General features: G+C 41.8%; 9 protein-coding genes. 8 read left to right on the top strand and 1 reads right to left on the bottom strand.

The annotated features are described in order from the left end of the window. Window positions 1-298: 298 nt before the first annotated feature. From V7K84_RS06520 to V7K84_RS06485, 8 genes are all read left to right on the top strand, one after another. Window positions 299-970, top strand: coding sequence for a glutathione S-transferase family protein (locus V7K84_RS06520; protein WP_334837004.1), 672 nt, complete (start codon window positions 299-301; stop codon window positions 968-970). Window positions 971-1,055: 85 nt separating this feature from the next. Continuing rightward, entirely contained in the window at window positions 1,056-1,928 is an 873-nt protein-coding gene (locus V7K84_RS06515) for a CmcJ/NvfI family oxidoreductase (protein WP_334837003.1), read from the top strand. A 160-nt stretch (window positions 1,929-2,088) separates the two neighbouring features. Further along, window positions 2,089-2,529, top strand: coding sequence for a beta-class carbonic anhydrase (locus tag V7K84_RS06510; protein ID WP_334837002.1), 441 nt, complete (start codon window positions 2,089-2,091; stop codon window positions 2,527-2,529). 704 nt (window positions 2,530-3,233) lie between these two features. Beyond that, complete coding sequence (locus tag V7K84_RS06505) at window positions 3,234-4,934, top strand: hypothetical protein (RefSeq protein ID WP_334837001.1); 1,701 nt, start codon at window positions 3,234-3,236, stop codon at window positions 4,932-4,934. A 135-nt stretch (window positions 4,935-5,069) separates the two neighbouring features. Continuing rightward, window positions 5,070-6,287, top strand: a complete 1,218-nt coding sequence (locus tag V7K84_RS06500) for a hypothetical protein (protein WP_334837000.1) — start codon at window positions 5,070-5,072, stop codon at window positions 6,285-6,287. Further along, a complete protein-coding gene (locus tag V7K84_RS06495) occupies window positions 6,280-12,042 on the top strand; it encodes a DEAD/DEAH box helicase (RefSeq protein WP_334836999.1) in 5,763 nt (1,920 codons plus the stop codon). The genes V7K84_RS06500 and V7K84_RS06495 overlap by 8 nt, the downstream gene beginning before the upstream one ends. Before the next feature lie 85 nt (window positions 12,043-12,127). Continuing rightward, window positions 12,128-12,544 (top strand): hypothetical protein, encoded by a 417-nt coding sequence (locus V7K84_RS06490; protein WP_334836998.1) that lies wholly within the window; start codon window positions 12,128-12,130, stop codon window positions 12,542-12,544. A gap of 9 nt (window positions 12,545-12,553) precedes the next feature. Then, window positions 12,554-13,768, top strand: a complete 1,215-nt coding sequence (locus V7K84_RS06485; protein WP_334836997.1) for a DUF6575 domain-containing protein — start codon at window positions 12,554-12,556, stop codon at window positions 13,766-13,768. Window positions 13,769-13,823: 55 nt separating this feature from the next. Here the strand turns inward: V7K84_RS06485 and V7K84_RS06480 are convergent, their stop codons facing one another. Then, window positions 13,824-17,825 carry a hypothetical protein gene (locus V7K84_RS06480; RefSeq protein ID WP_334836996.1) on the bottom strand — a complete coding sequence of 1,334 codons (4,002 nt, stop codon included), beginning with the start codon at window positions 17,823-17,825 and terminating at the stop codon, window positions 13,824-13,826. Window positions 17,826-17,847 lie beyond the last annotated feature (22 nt).

Here is a 17,847-nt window from a genome sequence, read left to right as displayed (position 1 = left end):
AAACGCCTGATTATGTCTAGCTATTTATTTAGTTACACTAATAATTAGGTATGCATATTTTCATAAAGACTGTATACTATTTAAAGTACATTAAATCGACCGACAAGCTGTAGTATATCATCTGACTGACATAGATACCTGCCAGTCAATTATTTAACTGCACTAATCAGAAAACAGAATGGTTTCTTTCATCCATAGTGGGCGATCGCTCATGAACAGCTTCTGTTTTATTGCTTTAGTTTGAGTTGTGCAATCTCAAATAGTCTGCATGTCACGATTATTACAAGGAAAAGATTTTATGAGCAACATCCAACTATACTTCGCCAAAGCCTCTACCTTCTCTCAACGGACTCGCGTCGTCTTACTGGAAAAAGGCATTGACTTTACCCCGATAGAAATTGACTTACAGAACAAACCAGATGGGTACACTCAGATTTCCCACTATGGGAAAGTTCCGGCTATCAAACATGGGGATGTGGAAATTTACGAATCCGCCATTATCAATGAATATCTAGATGAAGTTTTTCCCGAACCACCTTTGTTACCCCGCGATCCCGCAGCTAAAGCGATCGCTCGGATTTGGATAGACTACGCCAATACTCGCCTTGTCCCAGCTTTTAACAAATTTCTGCGCGGTAAAGATAGTCAAGAACAGGAACAAGGACGAAAAGAGTTCACAGAAGCACTTCTATATATTGAACAAGAAGGATTAGGCAAAGGTGATTATTTATTGGGAGATCAATTTAGCCTAGTTGATATCAGCTTCTATCCTTGGTTTGAACGTTTACCACTCTTAGAACACTTCCGCAAATTCACATTACCGGCAGAAACACCTCGTTTGCAGACATGGTGGAATCTGGTAGGCGATCGCTCCTCAATCCAAGCAGTAGCAAACCCTGTGGATTTCTATTTGCAAAGATTCGCCAAAGTTCTCGGTGAACCTGTTCCTGTTGGTGCATCTCAAAAATAGGACACGAAGGTATGGTAATGGGAGTGAACCGTTAACTGTTAAGTATTGACCAAATAATTAACCAAAATCCAAAATGGGATGACCTATGAGCTTAAATAACCAAGTTCTAGATAGACCGATTTCCCAAGAACTGCCATCCGTAGAGGCTAACCTCAGTTACCTGGTTCCAATGGCAGAAAAACCTGTTAACTATACTTATGAACCGCCAGCTGGGATTCCCCGCACGAATGCAACCTATCAGACGTACAAACTGCCAATTTACAATGCTCGCTCCATCTCAGAGAACATCTCGTTAGATCGAGAAGGATTCGCCTTTACTGGACATAATACTAATGTCCGCAACTTTTACGATGAAGACGAAGTACGCGGCGTCTACTATCCAGAAGCCGAGCAATTGTTAAAAGAGGTGACAGGTGCAACGAAGGTAGTGATATTCGATCACACCCTTCGTAACGCTGGTAACTCCAAGCCAGGTGAGAATAATATTAAAGAACCCGCCAAGCGCGTACACAACGACTTCACCGCCAAATCTGGCTATACTCGCGCCCGTTTGGAACTAGCAGCGCGAGGCATAGATGATGATGATATTGAGACGTTACTAAAACAACGATTTGCCATCATCAATGTTTGGCGAGCGATCGCACAACCAATCCAAGAGTCACCCTTAGCACTGTGTGACGCGCAAAGTATCGCACCCACAGACCTTGTAGCTGGCGATCTTGTGTACCGCGATCGGGTTGGTGAGACATACGGTGTCACATATAACTCCCAACATAAATGGTTCTACTTCCCACAAATGCACAGAGACGAAGCACTATTTATCAAATGCTTTGACTCCGCAGAAGACGGATACGCCCGTTTTGCCGCCCATACAGCTTTTGAAGATCCCACCAGCCCAGCCAACGCTCCTCCACGAGAAAGCATCGAACTCCGAACATTGGTCTTTTACCCCGCATAGATCGCAAAAACTTGTCTCAAACTCCTACTCTCTGCGCCTCTGCGTAAAACAATTTACAGCAGTTTTCATCTATTTGAACCACACCGTTCGTAGGGGCGCAATTTGCGTCCCTACCACGTGGTCTATTGACTAATCAAGCGATCGCCCACATAAACTCAAAATGAGCCAAATTGTAGAAGAAGTTCTGGCAGCTAACCTTAGTTACACTGATAAATTCGGTGATAAAGGTAATCTCACCATACCCCCATCTCGTCGGTTTGCAATTCTCACGTGCATGGATGCTCGGCTTGATCCAGCTAAATTTGCTGGACTAGCTGAAGGAGATGCCCATGTAATTCGTAATGCAGGTGGGCGTGCTAGCGATGATGCGATTCGCTCTTTAGTGATTTCTTATAAATTACTTGGTACGCGTGAATGGTTTGTAATTCATCACACTAATTGCGGGATGGAAACCTTCACTAATGAAATCATCAGTAATTTACTTTCTAGTAGCCTCAAAACAGCCAAGCTAGATGAAATAGGTTGGTCATGTAGACAAATAATTCGATTGAACAATTTTAGCACCTCAAATGCTTGTTATTTCGTGACAAATAAGAAATAACGGTTCAACAATTTCATTCATGACTTTGAAAGATACTTGATTCTTAGTCTAATAAACAAATAAAACGATTAAACAATTTCTGAAAAGCTTTATATAACAAGAGTTTGACGGACTCTCCAAAATTTTAAACATCTTCTAATTCTATTGCTGGCATAGTAGTGTTCACAAAAATACCTCAGTGGCGATCGCACTCTATTTCACTTTGCCTATAGCCAGTTGCATTGAGCGATCGCTTCTCTAGCATCATCTTGTCACTTCAAAACAAGATTTACTCTGAAGTCTTTTTTAAGACTTCTAGCACATAAACTTGCTGAAATACTAGTAATCCTTCATGGCGGGAATCAAAATCTCGACTTTGCGATCGCATATCTGCTTAATACAAGCGATCACTCTGAAATCTACCCAGAACAAAAGTGCTTGAAACGCATATTACAAGCTGATTTCGGCTCCATGTATTCCCAAGTGTAAATGAAGGACTGGTACGCTTCTGGAAAACTTGTTAGTCTATGACATTTTCTTACCGTAAATAGCGAAGTTTGGTATAAAAATGACAACCACACCTCGTCTTTTAAGTATAATAATTGTATAATTTATTGTGATAGTGAAGGTATGAAAGATTGTACTGACCAAAGCGTGAGTGTATCTAATAGCTCGTCTATAAACGCATAAATACACACACTAAAATCAAAGTACTTATAATTGCAATGGCAAATTACAAAGAGTGGAATCAAGCGCTTGTATTTTATTTTACCACTGGCTTGCCACGGGGTAAAAGAGTTTATCTGAGTGTTGACAATGAAATTTTAGGGCAAATTGGTCAGAAGTTCAACCAAAAAATTGAAGATAGCAATTGGAGTGATGACTTCCGTAGAGCCGTAAGAGAAGAAATTGTCACACAAGGACGAGTTAATTTGGCTAAATTGCAGGGACGTAATTTAGACGGCTTACCGCAAGGAGTTGCTTTTTTAGGTGCAATGGTTCTGGCAGCCAATGAAATGGTAGATGAAGAGGAAATCTCAGAAGAGAACTATTTTAAGCGTCTAAAAGCAGTATTAGGTTTGCCAACATCAGAAAATGGTCGTCCGCCAGGTATGAAGTTTGGTAAACAAGGAGAAGAACCCTTATGGGAAGACTGGAATCTTTGGTTGATGATAAATGGATTCATGCCTTCAGCACATCGAGGTTGCGGAGGAAGAATCTATATTAATTATTCAATTTCTCAATCTCTACTTCGTCGTACAGATAAAAACCGACTTGTACAACTGTTTAATGAGAAACAATGGACAGCGCAGTGGGATGCCATGACTCTGTTTGCTTGCGTGAGACGAGAAGCGCAGCGACTATCTACACATCTCAAACAATTAATAACTGAGAACAGGGAACGCTATGAAGCAGTAGCCGAATCTATTCATGAAGTTTACCAGCAGTGGCAAGCACAAGGACGGCCAGCAGTAGTAAAAGCAGGAGTACGTAATTGGAGTCGAAACATATTTGCTGGTTTATATCGCACAGAAGATCCGTTTTTTGGTGATGTTAATTACTATTCTTACCCAAAAAAAGTGCGGGGATGGGAGTTAAACACTATAAAAATCCAGTATGGAGAGAGAGATCAACGGTTAATAGATGAACGCCCTGGCTGGTATTTACCCTTAGAATTTCCTCTAAGTTTAAGTGAACTGGAACGCGGTGCTAAATACCCAATTACTCTGCAATGCGACCTTGATTCTCTGGTTTTACCTTCTCGTGATTTTTGGATGTTAATTCCCGATCCAGATGATACAGATACAGGAGCCTATGCTACTTGGGGTCAACCATCACTCGGCACTAAATTTATCCTGCTATGTAAAAAAGAACTACTTCCAGATATCAATCGCTTGCGAGATGAGCGGCTAATAGAGTGGAGCGGTGAACCTCAGCCTGTATTTAATGATTCAAACTGGGTAGAGCTTCACCAGTGTATGGTTATTTCCTTGGCTTGGAATGGAATATTTATTAGCAATCAAGAACTTAAGGATGCTTTGCAGCCCAATGTTTGTTTATCTATTAGCTTTTCAGGCGGGTTACGTGTTCCGCACCAGAACGCATGGTTGGAGGGTCATAGTCCTCAAGTTACCATCTTTGGTTTTTATCCCACTGTGATGCTACAAATAACTCGATTATTGGATAATTTACCAATAATTGAGCGATCGCAAAGTACAAATGCGCCAATTTCGGTAAATTTCCCAAGTTCAGGAGATTATGTTGTCAAGGCAACTTGTGCAGGAGAATCCACGGAACGTTTGGTCAAAATCGTCGATTGGAGTTGGCTTGGTATAGAAAAACCACAACGTTGTGAAATAATGCCTATTAATTCTGGGAATTATATATGTGGTAGCGTCATTCAGCCAGTTTCTGCAAAAGAGTAAAAGCAAACCAGGTGCATAATGCCACAAATCCAGCGCTGGTATAAAGGTTTTTCTTACAGGGGAAATCCACAAGAACTTGTCAAGCAAATTTCCGAGCAAGTCCAACGCCACAATCTTGGGAAGTTCGTTCCACTTTTGCGAGTTGAAAAAGGAGCAAAATCACGCAAACAGTTTTACTTTTTTTTAGCGGTTGAAAGTTTACAAGAAGGTGAAATACCAACGGAAGTTCAATCAACCCTACTTAAATTATCTTTTTTTACGTCTGCTATTAAAGGCAGCCCCAGCTTGAGTTATGAACAAATAAAATCTATGGTTGGGGTCGCTCATGATGTTTACGAGTATACTAACAATATTCCTTATCAGCCTGTACATGAATTAACCTGTGATAATCCATTTGACTTAATAGAGTCAGTATCTATAAATAATTCATTCATTAATATTGATATATCCCGTCGATACGAGCAACTTCTTTCCTGGCTATCCGCTCTTGGTAGTGGGACTTGGGAATCTTTCAAAAAAGCTTGTGCTGCCCTAAAGATTGAAGAACCTAAAAGAATTTTACGAAGGTTAAGATTGCTCGGACATATAGAGTTTTCTCCAGATGGTTATCGATGGTCTATCGCTCCTATTGCTATTGTTAAAATTACATCAGAGTCAAACTTCCAAGAATTTATATTGTGCGGTTCACGAAGCATAAACTTACTTGAAAAACTCAAGCAACAAACATCATTAGAATTGATAAACCAACCAACAGGAGAAGCTCCTCCTTGTGTTCGCATTCAAGCTGAGAACCCAAGTATTGTACCTAATTTAGTTGAACAATTAAGCAAAGAATTTTCTATTATTAACGCAGGTGAAGTATCGAAGCTGTTAGCTAGCATCTTGCCTGAACTAACAACTTGGAAGCAAAGCCTTAGAAATTTACAGGGAATTGTACCAAGTCTCTACGAGTGGGAGCTTTTTGATGGAAACGATTTTATTAGTTGCGCTTTACCCAGAGAGACTGGTATGTACCGGATGTACAACACAAAAATAAGCGATCGCCCCCTGTATACACTTTTTTACGAAAATGGTTGCTGGCTTCAAGGAGACTGGTACGGGCTGAGATTTTTGGCATTACAACATAGTGATCAACAATGTATTGCTCGTTACGAGGTTGAAACAAAACGTTTAGCAATCCCTGTGTCCCAAAGATGGCCAGAAATTTACGAACGCGCTTTGGTGCTGGCATCTGGAATACTACCTAAATATTCTAATTCATGGTTGTTATATGAAAATGTAGATCGAGACATGATGTTACAAATATGTTATAAACTGCATATCAATTGTGTCTGGGAATCTACTGATGTATGACCTAGTAGGTGCGTATCAAAGACTCGACCGGATTTATCAGCTGTATATTAAAAGCGCTTTTCCGCTACGTTACCGTGCTTTGGCTGAAGAACGCGATCGCCTACTACAACAACCAGGCATCTTGAGTCAGCCTCCTTTAGTTGAGCCTGTCCCCATTTATCCGTCGTCAGGAATGAATTTGTCAGCCGCAGCCAATCAACTGCCTGGATACCAAGATTTAGCACAACTAGGGCAAATGATTTTCGATCCGGGAGTCCAACTTTACCAACACCAGTGGGAAAGCCTTTTCCAAGTGTTAGTCAACCAGCGAGATATCGTTGTTACCACTGGTACTGGTTCTGGTAAAACTGAGTGCTTTCTGTTACCGCTTTTAGCACAGTTGGCAAAGGAATCCCAGACTTGGGCAGCTACTCCTCAACCGCCAAACAATCATCGCTGGTGGGATACAAATGTAAATCTTAATGGTGATCGCGTATCGCAATGGGGGCACGTACCCCGACCAAAAGCTATGCGTGCCTTAATTCTGTATCCTCTCAATGCTTTAGTTGAAGACCAGTTGCGTCGATTGAGAAAAGCACTAGAAGCGCCGCAAGTACACCAGTGGTTAAATCAAAACAGAAGGGAAAACCGAATTACTTTTGGACGCTACACCGGACAAACCCCTGTTTCAGGCATCCAGAAAGACGATAGCATCAGACGACTGAAAAACGAATTAAGTGAACTTGAACGGCAACGACGCGAGGTAGATACGGCTATCCAAAACAATCCATCTCTGCTTCAGGATATGCCCGACTTGCCTTATTACTTCCCGCGACTTGATGGCAGCGAGATGCGATCGCGTTGGGATATGCAAGACAGTCCGCCGGATATTTTAATTACTAACTACTCGATGCTCAACATTATGATGATGCGGAGTATTGAGAAAGATATTTTTAAACATACTCACGACTGGCTGGCTAGTAATCCCGAAAATCAATTTTTCCTAATTATTGACGAACTGCACGCCTATCGCGGCACGCCAGGGACGGAAGTTGCTTATATCTTGCGATTGCTGTATTCGCGTTTGGGGTTGACACCAAATTCACCGCAGTTAAGGATTTTGACGACTACAGCCAGTCTTGAACCAAATCAGCAAGGTAGAGACTTTCTGCGTGAGTTTTTTGGGCGGGACAATTTTGAATTTATCTCTGGACAACAAATACCCCCCATTTCAGGAGCGCGATTCAATCTTTCTGCATATCAAAGTGCATTTGCTCAGTTTGCCCAGTCAGTGCAGGCAGATCCATTTCAACCAATGCAGCCACCAGATTCAGTGTCAAATCAGGTACGGAATGCAATGTCTGATTTGGCTATGCAGATGGGACAGCCTACTGTATCTGGACTGAGTGCAGAGCAATACCTTGGCGAAGCACTAGCTACTGTAGGTGCAGCCGATGCTCTACGGGATGCTTGTCGGGAAGTTGACCATTTGCTTAACCCAAGTAATCCCAATCCTACAGTTCGGGCTATAAAAGTTAAAGATCCAAATAACTTAAATGCTCCAGTAGATTTAGACCGTCAACTTTTTCCAGGCGCAGCAACTAATAGGGTAGTATCTGATGCAATGCGGGGACTGCTCCTAGCACTAGGAATGTCTCAAAGATTAAACATAGGGCGATCGCCCCAACCCGTGCGCGGCCATTTATTCTTCCACAACCTGCAAAACTTATGGGCTTGCTGTAATCCCGGTTGCACTGACTCAGCCGTAAATCTTCAACGTCGCCAAAGCGATCCAACTCCGCCAACAGTTGGTGCTATCCATACTACTCACAGCTTAACCTGTTCCTGTGGCTCTCGCGTTCTTGACTTACTTGTATGTGAAGTTTGTGGAGATGTGTTTCTTGGTGGCTACAAAACAACTCGCAGAATAGGCAACACCAACGTCGATATTTTGACACCCGATCAACCTGATTTAGAAGGGATTCCTGATCTAGTTGTACTCAACCAAAGTTACGGAAACTACCGTGTATTTTGGCCTTTGCCCAACGAGATACCAACTTGGAGTACCCAACCTCAAGACTTGGAATGGCAGCTTGACAGGATAAAACGCAAATGGGTTCATGCCAAGCTGAACCGTGTTACAGGCATACTTAGACAGAATAACACCGTACCACAACCTGATGAAATACCGGGCTGGCTGTATCAGGTGGTAGGCAATCATCCAGAAGTACGAGCATTACCAAGCAAGTGTCCTCGCTGCGATGCCGACTACGGTAGGCGGGACAAATTTCCCACACCTCTGCGTTTTCACCGCACCGGCTTTCAGAAAGCTTGCCAAGTGCTTGCCAGTGGATTATTAAGAGAAATGCCAGCACCACCAAGTCTTACCAGTCGGTCATCTCGCAAGCTAGTAATATTTTCCGACAGCCGACAGGATGCCGCCAAGTTAGCAGCAGGGATGGAGCGCGATCATTATCGTGACATGACGCGGATGTTGCTGATACAGTCTTTCCAAGATTACTGGAATGACCTAGTAGCCTTCCTTCGCATTGATTGTAGGAATAACCAACTAGCATTAGCTAGGTTGCAGACTTTGAATCCTGATCTTCACGCTGCTGTTATTGCAAGTCCGCAGCCTGATGATATGGTTCGGCGCAACCGATTTCGCAACGCTAATCAGGCTTTAAGCAATGAAGCGAGAGACTGGATTGATGATTTGGGTTCAAGTAATCAGCAGGCTCGTGACGAATGGCTTGGCTTAATCCAACGTTACCCAGAGCGAATTCCCCTGTTAAATTTAAGCGAGAAAGTACAAGATGCTCTACTAACTTATGGCATTTGTCCAGGCGGATCGAGTTTTGAAGCTAAGAACTACAAAGTTGGTCAAGGAAGTGGGCTACAAAGGTTTCCTTGGTTTGATTGCTACAACTGGAATGCGAATCCAATCGCACGAGTTATTCCTGGCTCACAACCACAGAGAAATCATGCCGATCTCCTGGAAGCTTTTTTAACCGATGAATTAATGTATGCTATTTTCCCCCATATCGCCCGAACACTTGAAGGACTTGCACAGGGTTGGGTTAGCTATCAACCGCAAGGAAATCCATCACCAACGCTGATAGAAGCGACAGAAGCAGTGATCCGGCAATTAGGAACTCGGAAATTGCACCGCTATTTTGCCTATTACCGCCCTGGCAATAACTCAGATTTACCCAACTTTGCTCTGCGATACATTAATAGAACTGGTTTAGCACCAACTGGTATACAGCAGCAGTTAATTCAATCGCAAGCTTGCATACCGAGTAGTGGCGGACTTGCACTCGATCCAGCTCGACTCTATCTCGTTTTGCCGCCCAACCCTATAAACGGCTCTCGTCCAGGATACCGTTGTCTGCAATGCAACGCTTTATTTCTCCAACCTGCGGCTAGAGTTTGTCCAGAGTGTAACAGCGATCGCCGTTCTGACAATCCCAACTTTCCTACGATTCAATTAACACCAGGACAGACAACCCCTGATTTTGATTACTATATCTATTTGTCAGAACAATCGGGTCAACCTTTCCGCCTAAATGCAGAAGAATTAACGGGTCAAACTGACAAAGGCGATCGCACTAAACGCCAGCGCTGGTTCCAAGATATTTTTATCGAGAATGAAATTAAGCGTGTACAGGGTATCGACTTACTGAGCGTCACAACAACAATGGAAGCAGGGGTCGATATCGGTGCATTGTTGGCAGTAATGATGGCAAATATGCCACCCCGACGCTTCAATTATCAACAGCGAGTAGGTCGTGCAGGCAGACGTTCTGCGGGAGTCTCATTGGCTGTTACTTTCTGTCGTGGCAGAAGCCATGATGACTTTTATTTCCAACGTCCAGAAAGCATCACAGGCGACCCACCGCCACCGCCCTACGTCGATATGACGAGTCAAGAAATTTTTCAGCGCGTCCTCATCAAAGAAGTGTTAAGACAAGCCTTTACAGACACAGGTATCAGTGCATTAAGTGCATTATTGGGTGGAACTGATAACGTACACGGCGAGTTTGGTGATGTTGCTGATTGGGGGAATTACGAATCGTTAATTGCAGATTGGTTGAATAACTCAGCAAATGAGCCAGTGATTTTGTCAGTTTTGGATATTTTGCGAGAACAAACAACATTACCTCTTGCCAGTAATTCCCAAATGTTGAATTATCTCCGCAATAGTCTAATGCCTGACATTCAAAATATTGTGAATGATCCTAGCTACAGCCAAGATAAACTGAGCGAACGTTTAGCCAATGCTGGTTTATTACCAATGTTTGGTTTCCCGACGCGGGTGCGATTGCTTTATACCCGGTGGCCTTCACCTGGTTCTCAATGGCCGCCTGAAACCGGGGTTGTGGATCGTAACTTGGATGTGGCTATCAGTCAATTTGCTCCTGGGTCGCAAACTGTTAAAGATAAGGCAGTTCATACGGCTTGTGGTGTAGTTGAATTGCGTCCTCAAGGCAACACCATTGCTTCCTATCCAGGGTTTTTCCCAGCACTCCCAAATAGCAACCAATCTCTTGGACTCTGTGGTAACTGTCAAGCAGTTGTTTATCAACATACACTAAATCCATCAATCGTTGGAAGTCAGACACAAAAAGTTGAATGTCCAGTGTGTCATGCGATCGAGTTGCGTTGCATAGATGCCAGAGAACCCAAGGCATTTTTTACAGACTTGCAGCCAGAGGATTTTGACGGACAGTTTGAATGGCAACCGAGATCGACTCGACCTTCTTTGAGTATTGGTGCAAATGTTGGTACGCCTTCATCTATCCTCAATGCTTCTGTCTCTGCATTTAACTGGGATATCCTTTCTGTTAATGACAATGGTGGTAACGGAGGGTTTGATTTCCAGCAAGCAACTGTTTTTGGAAGAGGAAGACAGGCTGGCGCGTATGCCGTGTCTCCAGATCCTAATAGTCAAGTAAGTACATCTGGAGTAGCTTACCGAGTGGCGTTATTGTCCCGCCGGAAAACTGATATTTTGCTAGTAAATATCAATCAATGGCCTAGCGGTGTATTTGCAGATCCCAGAACTGTTCAAGGTCGTGCAGCTTGGTATTCTTTTACATTTTGGTTACGGATAGCTGCTGCTGCTCACTTGGATGTTGATTCACTGGAATTACAAGCAGGTTTCCGTTCATTAGTGCAGAATGGAGCAATCATAGGTGAGGCTTTCCTGTGTGACCAACTAGAAAATGGGGCGGGATATTGTCAGTTCCTTGCCCAGCCGAACGAATTTCAACAACTAATAGCTCAGGCAGACCCAACAATTCCAAATAGCATTGCCAGTCAGTGGATAAATCCTCATGAACATGGGAGTGAGTGCGATACATCATGTAACTTGTGTTTGCGGGACTATCAAAACCTTGCCTATCACGGCTTATTAGACTGGCGCTTGGCTTTGGATATGGCACGGTTAGTATCTAATCCCTCATCTGTAGTCGATCTCAACTCTGCTTGGGTAAATTTCCCGAATCCTTGGCTTAACCTAGTCCAAAACCGGATTCCTCAGACACTCCAGCGTTTGGGCTATAGTTCTTCAGTGCAGTTTGGAACGCTCACTGGCTATGTTCACCAGAATCCTCAACGTCGGACTATCCGCATTTTGCGTCATCCTTTATGGAACGATGAGCATCCAGAGTGGATTGCAGCTTTAGCAGATGCACAGGCTCAGTATCCAGCTTATCAAGTTGAGCCTGCCGACCCGTTTATGGTTCTCCGCCGACCAGGGGATTGTGTGTGATATCGAAATATAGCAATGATTTGGTAGGATAATAACTTCGTCTTGAAATGTTTGCATAGATAATTAAGAATATAATTAGCACTTGATGCCTTGGACTGAACACTTCCCTGATGGATGCCCACCGGAAAATGCTCACCCAGTCTCCGGTAAAGTCTACCGCTTTGTTGATAACGATATCCCAGAGGCAGATGATTTTCATTCATGGCGCGAACAGAACCCTAGTCAACCTTGCCCTCCAGGTTTAACAGAATGTCAAACTTGTGGTCTTTCTGTGTTTACTACAGAAGAAGGTGTCTGTACTGCTCTCCGAAGAAAACCCTTCCTGCGGAAAAAGAAACCAGCATTAGGTACTTTAACGTCTGAGTTTGGAGTGATACTGAATACGCCTTCCCAAGGAAAGAAAGGAACAGGTGAAAATCATCACACTTGGTGGGTTTCCCTGAATGCTGAACCCTGGAAAGTGTTTCATGTCATCACTGTTACTTGCCCAGATTCTGAATAAGGCATATTTATGAGACTTCTTCCACAACACACTCAGTTGGGAAAGTTAGAATTAATTGAGGTGTATGAATATTATGATACACCCTGCCTTTTTTCATGCAGGAATGCATCAGGGCAGCTATTCATATCTATTTTATTTGAACAAGAAAAAAGACTGGAAAAATGGCTTTATGCCTCCATCTCTCAACGTAGATTTGAAAATATCCGTGCAGGCTTGATTGATATACGGAATGCTTTTATAAATTCAGAAAATGGGTTTGTTTATGAAGTTATTATTAATTTAGATGATAGCCCTGATAGAGTTGAAATTATCTGGTGTGAAAATCTAATTGACGATTGGTTGCCTATGCCCAATGAGTTTATTGAGTTTGCTAACGAACCACTTCCCCTTTTGGAAGTAAAAGATGCACCTCGCACTGCAATGCAAATTCAACGAGAAGTTCTCAACCTGACATTTCAATTTCCTACCCCGAATCCAACTGAAGCACCAGTAGCATTTTTGGGAAGAATTTTAGAGTCTATACAAAGTGTATTTAATGCTCTTGGTCAAGCTATAGGTGGTACACCAACACTAACGGGGATAATACCTCATTCAATTACTGAAAAAATGCAGTTAACTGTACTAGGAACTTACCCTGGCTCTTTTGGTATAGAACTGGCAACATTACCTGAAAAAATAGAAAAAGATAGAAATAATTATTTAGTAAATAGTGTTATTAACGAATTTTTTGAATTAGTTAATATGAGTATTAATCCAGAAGATAATGCATATATTTTACGCCAAAAGCTTTGGACATTGAAAACTAGAGTAGCTTCTGGATATAGAGATTTTCTAGTGAATTTATATAAATCTGAAACTAATCTGCGTTTTAATTGGGGTTCACCTAATCAAGAACACAGGGATTTGGTAGAATTACATCTTTCATCCATCAAAAAAACATTGGAAATTATTACTATGACTGAAGATGAAATAGTAAAAGAGTCCGAAATTGTTAGTAAATTGATTGGACTGAATATACGGACTAAAAGTTATGAAATTTTGAGTATTGAACATAATAAAAAATACTCAGGGCGTATTATTGATGAAGCGATATCTAGAGTTGAAACAGCAACTTTAAGTGAAGTTTACGTTTCAACTATTCGGGAGATTAAGGAAATATCACCTACTCTTCCAGAAGGAAAATTGAAATATCAGCTTATTGCTCTGCGTCCCCACATAAGCTAAAGATATCAACCTAAAAACTTATCTAGCTGGTGTTATCATCTACATTCAAGAAAGATTAATCACGGTGACGAAGCGTAATCTCTAAGTATCCCTTTTTGTGCAAAGTCTTTAAAAGTTTCCATACATCCTGATTATCTGGTAAACTTTGACAAACCTGGCTAATTGTAAGACCAGTTTCTACCGTGCTAATGACATTTAAAAACTGTCTTTCTTCTTCTAGAACATTTTCATCCTTTGGAAGGTGAATTTTGCTCAATTCCTCACGCAAACCCAGACATTTATCAAAAATAGATTTGATTTCGTTAACCTGGGCTTCAAGGTTTTCAAAGTCTATGAGTGCTTCTTTACACAAGTCTATTTTTGATAGTAACTGTGTTTTTAAATTGCTAACTTGATTCAAAAGCTCAGTCACATCTTGTTCGCGGTTTCGGGCAATAAAGTATAAATCTCTTTCTAGTTGCTTCCAATCGAAAATCCAATTTTTGCACTCCTGGAGTAGTTTTTCCCAAAAAACTTGTCTTAGGGCTTCATAAGACCCTTCACGGTCTTCATCATCAAATTTACATCTGTCTTTCAAATAACGTTCATCAGGAGCAATTAGACACAATAAATCTTCGTATTGAGTTAATCGTTGCTCGAAAGCATCTCGACGCGATCGCCTCTCACCCTTAATAATAACTTCAATTTCAGCCAAGGGTTTTTGCAGCAGATCGTATTCTCTAAAACTTTTGACCCCATGACGGCTAAAATGCTCTACCACTCGGTCAACAAACTCATCGTTATACCGCACTAGATGTTCTGAATCGTTACTCAAACTGTTTCGTAAATTCTCAGCACCTGTCAAAATAATTCGCCACTGTTCGAGACCAGCTACTAAATCCTGTAGTTTTTTTTGAGTGCTTTCGTTAGTTTGCAAAAACTGCTTACAGTGATTGAGTTGATGATGCAATTTCAGAATGTCTGTTTCTTCTAAGGCAACCGAACTGGCTATATTCTGGCAATCTTGATCTAGCTGTAAAAATTGTTTTTCTAAAGTCTTTCGATGGTCATTAAGACAATCTTCTAAACCACTCATAGTAAGAATTGCCTGACTAACTTTAGAAGCCTTCAATCTGAGTGTGAAATTTTCTAAATTCCGTGTAATTTCACTTAGTTCTTTTTGCAGAGTATGACGTTTATCCCGGCGAAATACCTCAAGGCGATCGCTTAGGTTTTGTATTGTTCTATCAACCCCATCAAGAACCACATCATCATTGTAGTGCGCGAGATTATGTGCAGTCTTTACGCCATCAAAGTCTTTTAAGAAAGTTAGTTGTATGTCTTCAGTTGTCTTAAACCCCTCTGGTGAAGTTGCTACTGAAGAAAGAGTTGTTTCTGCTTCATTGAGTTCGCTAACAACCTCCTGTAAAAGTTTCTCATGAAAAATGTCTAGTAACGAAGAAACCTGAGTGCGAAGTTCATTTAACTGACCCTTCAAGTCATTAGGGTCTAGTTCTGCCACAGAAGTGCGAATGATTCCCCTTGGTCGCTCCCATTCTACATAGCGACGGCGTTGCAACCATTCCAGTGCTTCCTCAAACTCTTCTTGAAGATAGCCAAGTTTTTTGACCTCTTTCCATATCTCTAAACAATTTACTTCTTGGAGAATTTCCTGCTCCTGTACATTTTCAACTGCCTCTTTTGATTTCAGTTTGTTTTGAATAAAGGATTCCAGAGGATGAACAGCAAATTGAACTTGAGAAGTTTCTGTTTTCTTACTAGCAATTTTGCATTCACTAATCAAACCGTGCTGTTTCAAAATTGCCAAAAGGCTAGGCAGACCAGAACCCGCAATTTCAAATATCTTTTCAAAGTCTTCCTTTGAGGCTTGATAAAACTGACGGCCCCGGCGAACAGACAACGAAATTTTCTCAAGCGCTACCTTATACTTGAGAAGTGCTGGACGTAGATTTGTGTAGAAAGATTGATAGTTCGGAAATAGAGTTTTACACTTTTGATAAAACACAGATTCTATCAGTTTTGTTTCCGTACCATTGACTGCCTCTAGACCGCGAATTTTCCAGGTTTCTGATGCAATTGATGGGAATAGCAGCCGCAGAGCTAAGGCGTGGCACTCCTGACGGTGGTGTTCTAATCTATCTTTATCTGCTTTACTGACTTCAGGACGGTTTGAGAGCCAGTTTTGAATATGATCAGATAAATTAAGCAACGTACAAGCTGAACACTGTTCGGCTACCATGATTTTGCGGAGTAAGCCGAAAGCTGCGGGATATTCCCTTTCGCTTCGACCAAGCTGAAGGTGGAAATCTACTTGACCTGTCCCCGCGATCGCAGTTAATCTTTGTGGAATATTAGCTGCATTCTGGTCATAGCTCAAGTAAAATCGCCAGTCTAAGTGAGTTTCTTCTGGCGGAGTAAATCTCATCAAGTCAGAGTCTTCACCACCAACACTAATGACGACAGAACGGTTGGGAAACTCTAAATTGTATCTTTCAGGAGAGCCGTTCAAAAAATTATAAAATCCAAATCTATCCTCTTGCCATTCACCTTTATAGCGCCAATTCCAATTGGCTTTCTGACTAGAGCGAGAAACTGGGAAAAGTAAGGGGAGAATTTCCTGGCAGAAAACCGTTGTTGCTATCTTTTCTTTTTGAGCATCATTCCACTCTCCAAACCAGCTACGACGAAATGACCCAAGAATTTTATCAATGACTGTAGGAGGAGTTGTTTGAAGAAGAGCAACTAAGGCAAAGCTATGTTCGGTTGGTTTTACAATGTACGAACCATAAAAATCGTCGTCTTCTGCCAGCTTTTTTAAACTCTTTAACAGTCCGAAGCTCTCAGCGATACTTGCGTTCACACCCGATGGAAAACTAGCAAGAAGCTTAATTACTTCTCGTCCTTGTCGATGTTTTTGAAAGGAAATCACTGACTCGACTTTGTTAATAGCATCACTAATTTTGTGCTGTTGCGTACCGTATAGCTGCACTCGTCCTTCAAGATAATCCTCAATCAAATCCAGAGGAGTATACGGCTTCCCTTTTTCTTGAGCAAAAGTGACTATGCGTTTAAAGACTTCGATGACGGTGCGAGGGCCGTTTCCCAGGTCTTTGCGTTCGCACAACTGTCCCAAACTTTCAAGCGTTGCTAAATCTACTAACTGGGTTCTCTGGAACTTATCCTCTGGCAAAAACTTCTCACACAAAAAATCCCAAAGCTTACTCGGAAAATCAGATTTATAAGCGTCAGTTAATCGCAGCGATACTTTCTGCTCCTGCATCCGGTGGATAATATCACCAGCCTGTTCTTCAATCGCTGATTCAGTGGGCGTGGTAGGCATTCCCAGAATGAGTGCGACAGGCGTAGAACCTAAAGCCCGCATTCCTTTGACTAAATCGCTCAAAATCTGGATACGAACGCTAGATCCCTCTTCAGTCCGCAGGAATTCTTGACATTCGTCAGCAAATATTGCTAAACCCTTAAAACCTGCTTCGCGCAGTATAGAAACGCTTTCCTGCCAAAAATTCAGAACACTATCAGTATTGGTGGTGTCAGTTTTTAATTCTTGAACAATTTTTAGCACTTTATCTTCAGATACTTTGTGCTTGCGGGCTATTTCTGCGGCTTGCAATGCTTGAGACTTGAGTCCGTACTTGGAATACAGTGCCTCAATTTCAGGAACAAGAGCAGGGCAGGATTTTTCTAAACTTGCCTTAATCCAGCCATAAGTGGCAACCATTAAATTGCCCAATTCTTTAAATTTGAACGGTGGCACGGCGACAATTTTATTCTGTCTGCACTCAGACCACAAATAAATCAGGGTTGCTGTTTTACCATAGCCATAGTCAGCACTTAAGTAGCCATTGACAGGCTTTCCCTTACCAATTTCATCAATTAAACGGTCTCGAAGTGTTTTAACTTGTTCGAGTGGGTCGTAGCTGGTAGCATATAATTCATAATCATGTGCTACACTTTCAAGTTCGCTTTCAATCTGAAATGGACTAACGGTATCTACAATTGCTTGAATTGATTCTAGTTGCTCTAATAATTTTTTCATAAATAGTCGTTTCATATATAGG

The sequence above is a fragment of the Nostoc sp. genome, assembly GCF_036917315.1.
Classification (GTDB): Bacteria; Cyanobacteriota; Cyanobacteriia; order Cyanobacteriales; family Nostocaceae; genus Nostoc.
This window is presented reverse-complemented; position numbering and strand designations above follow the sequence as displayed.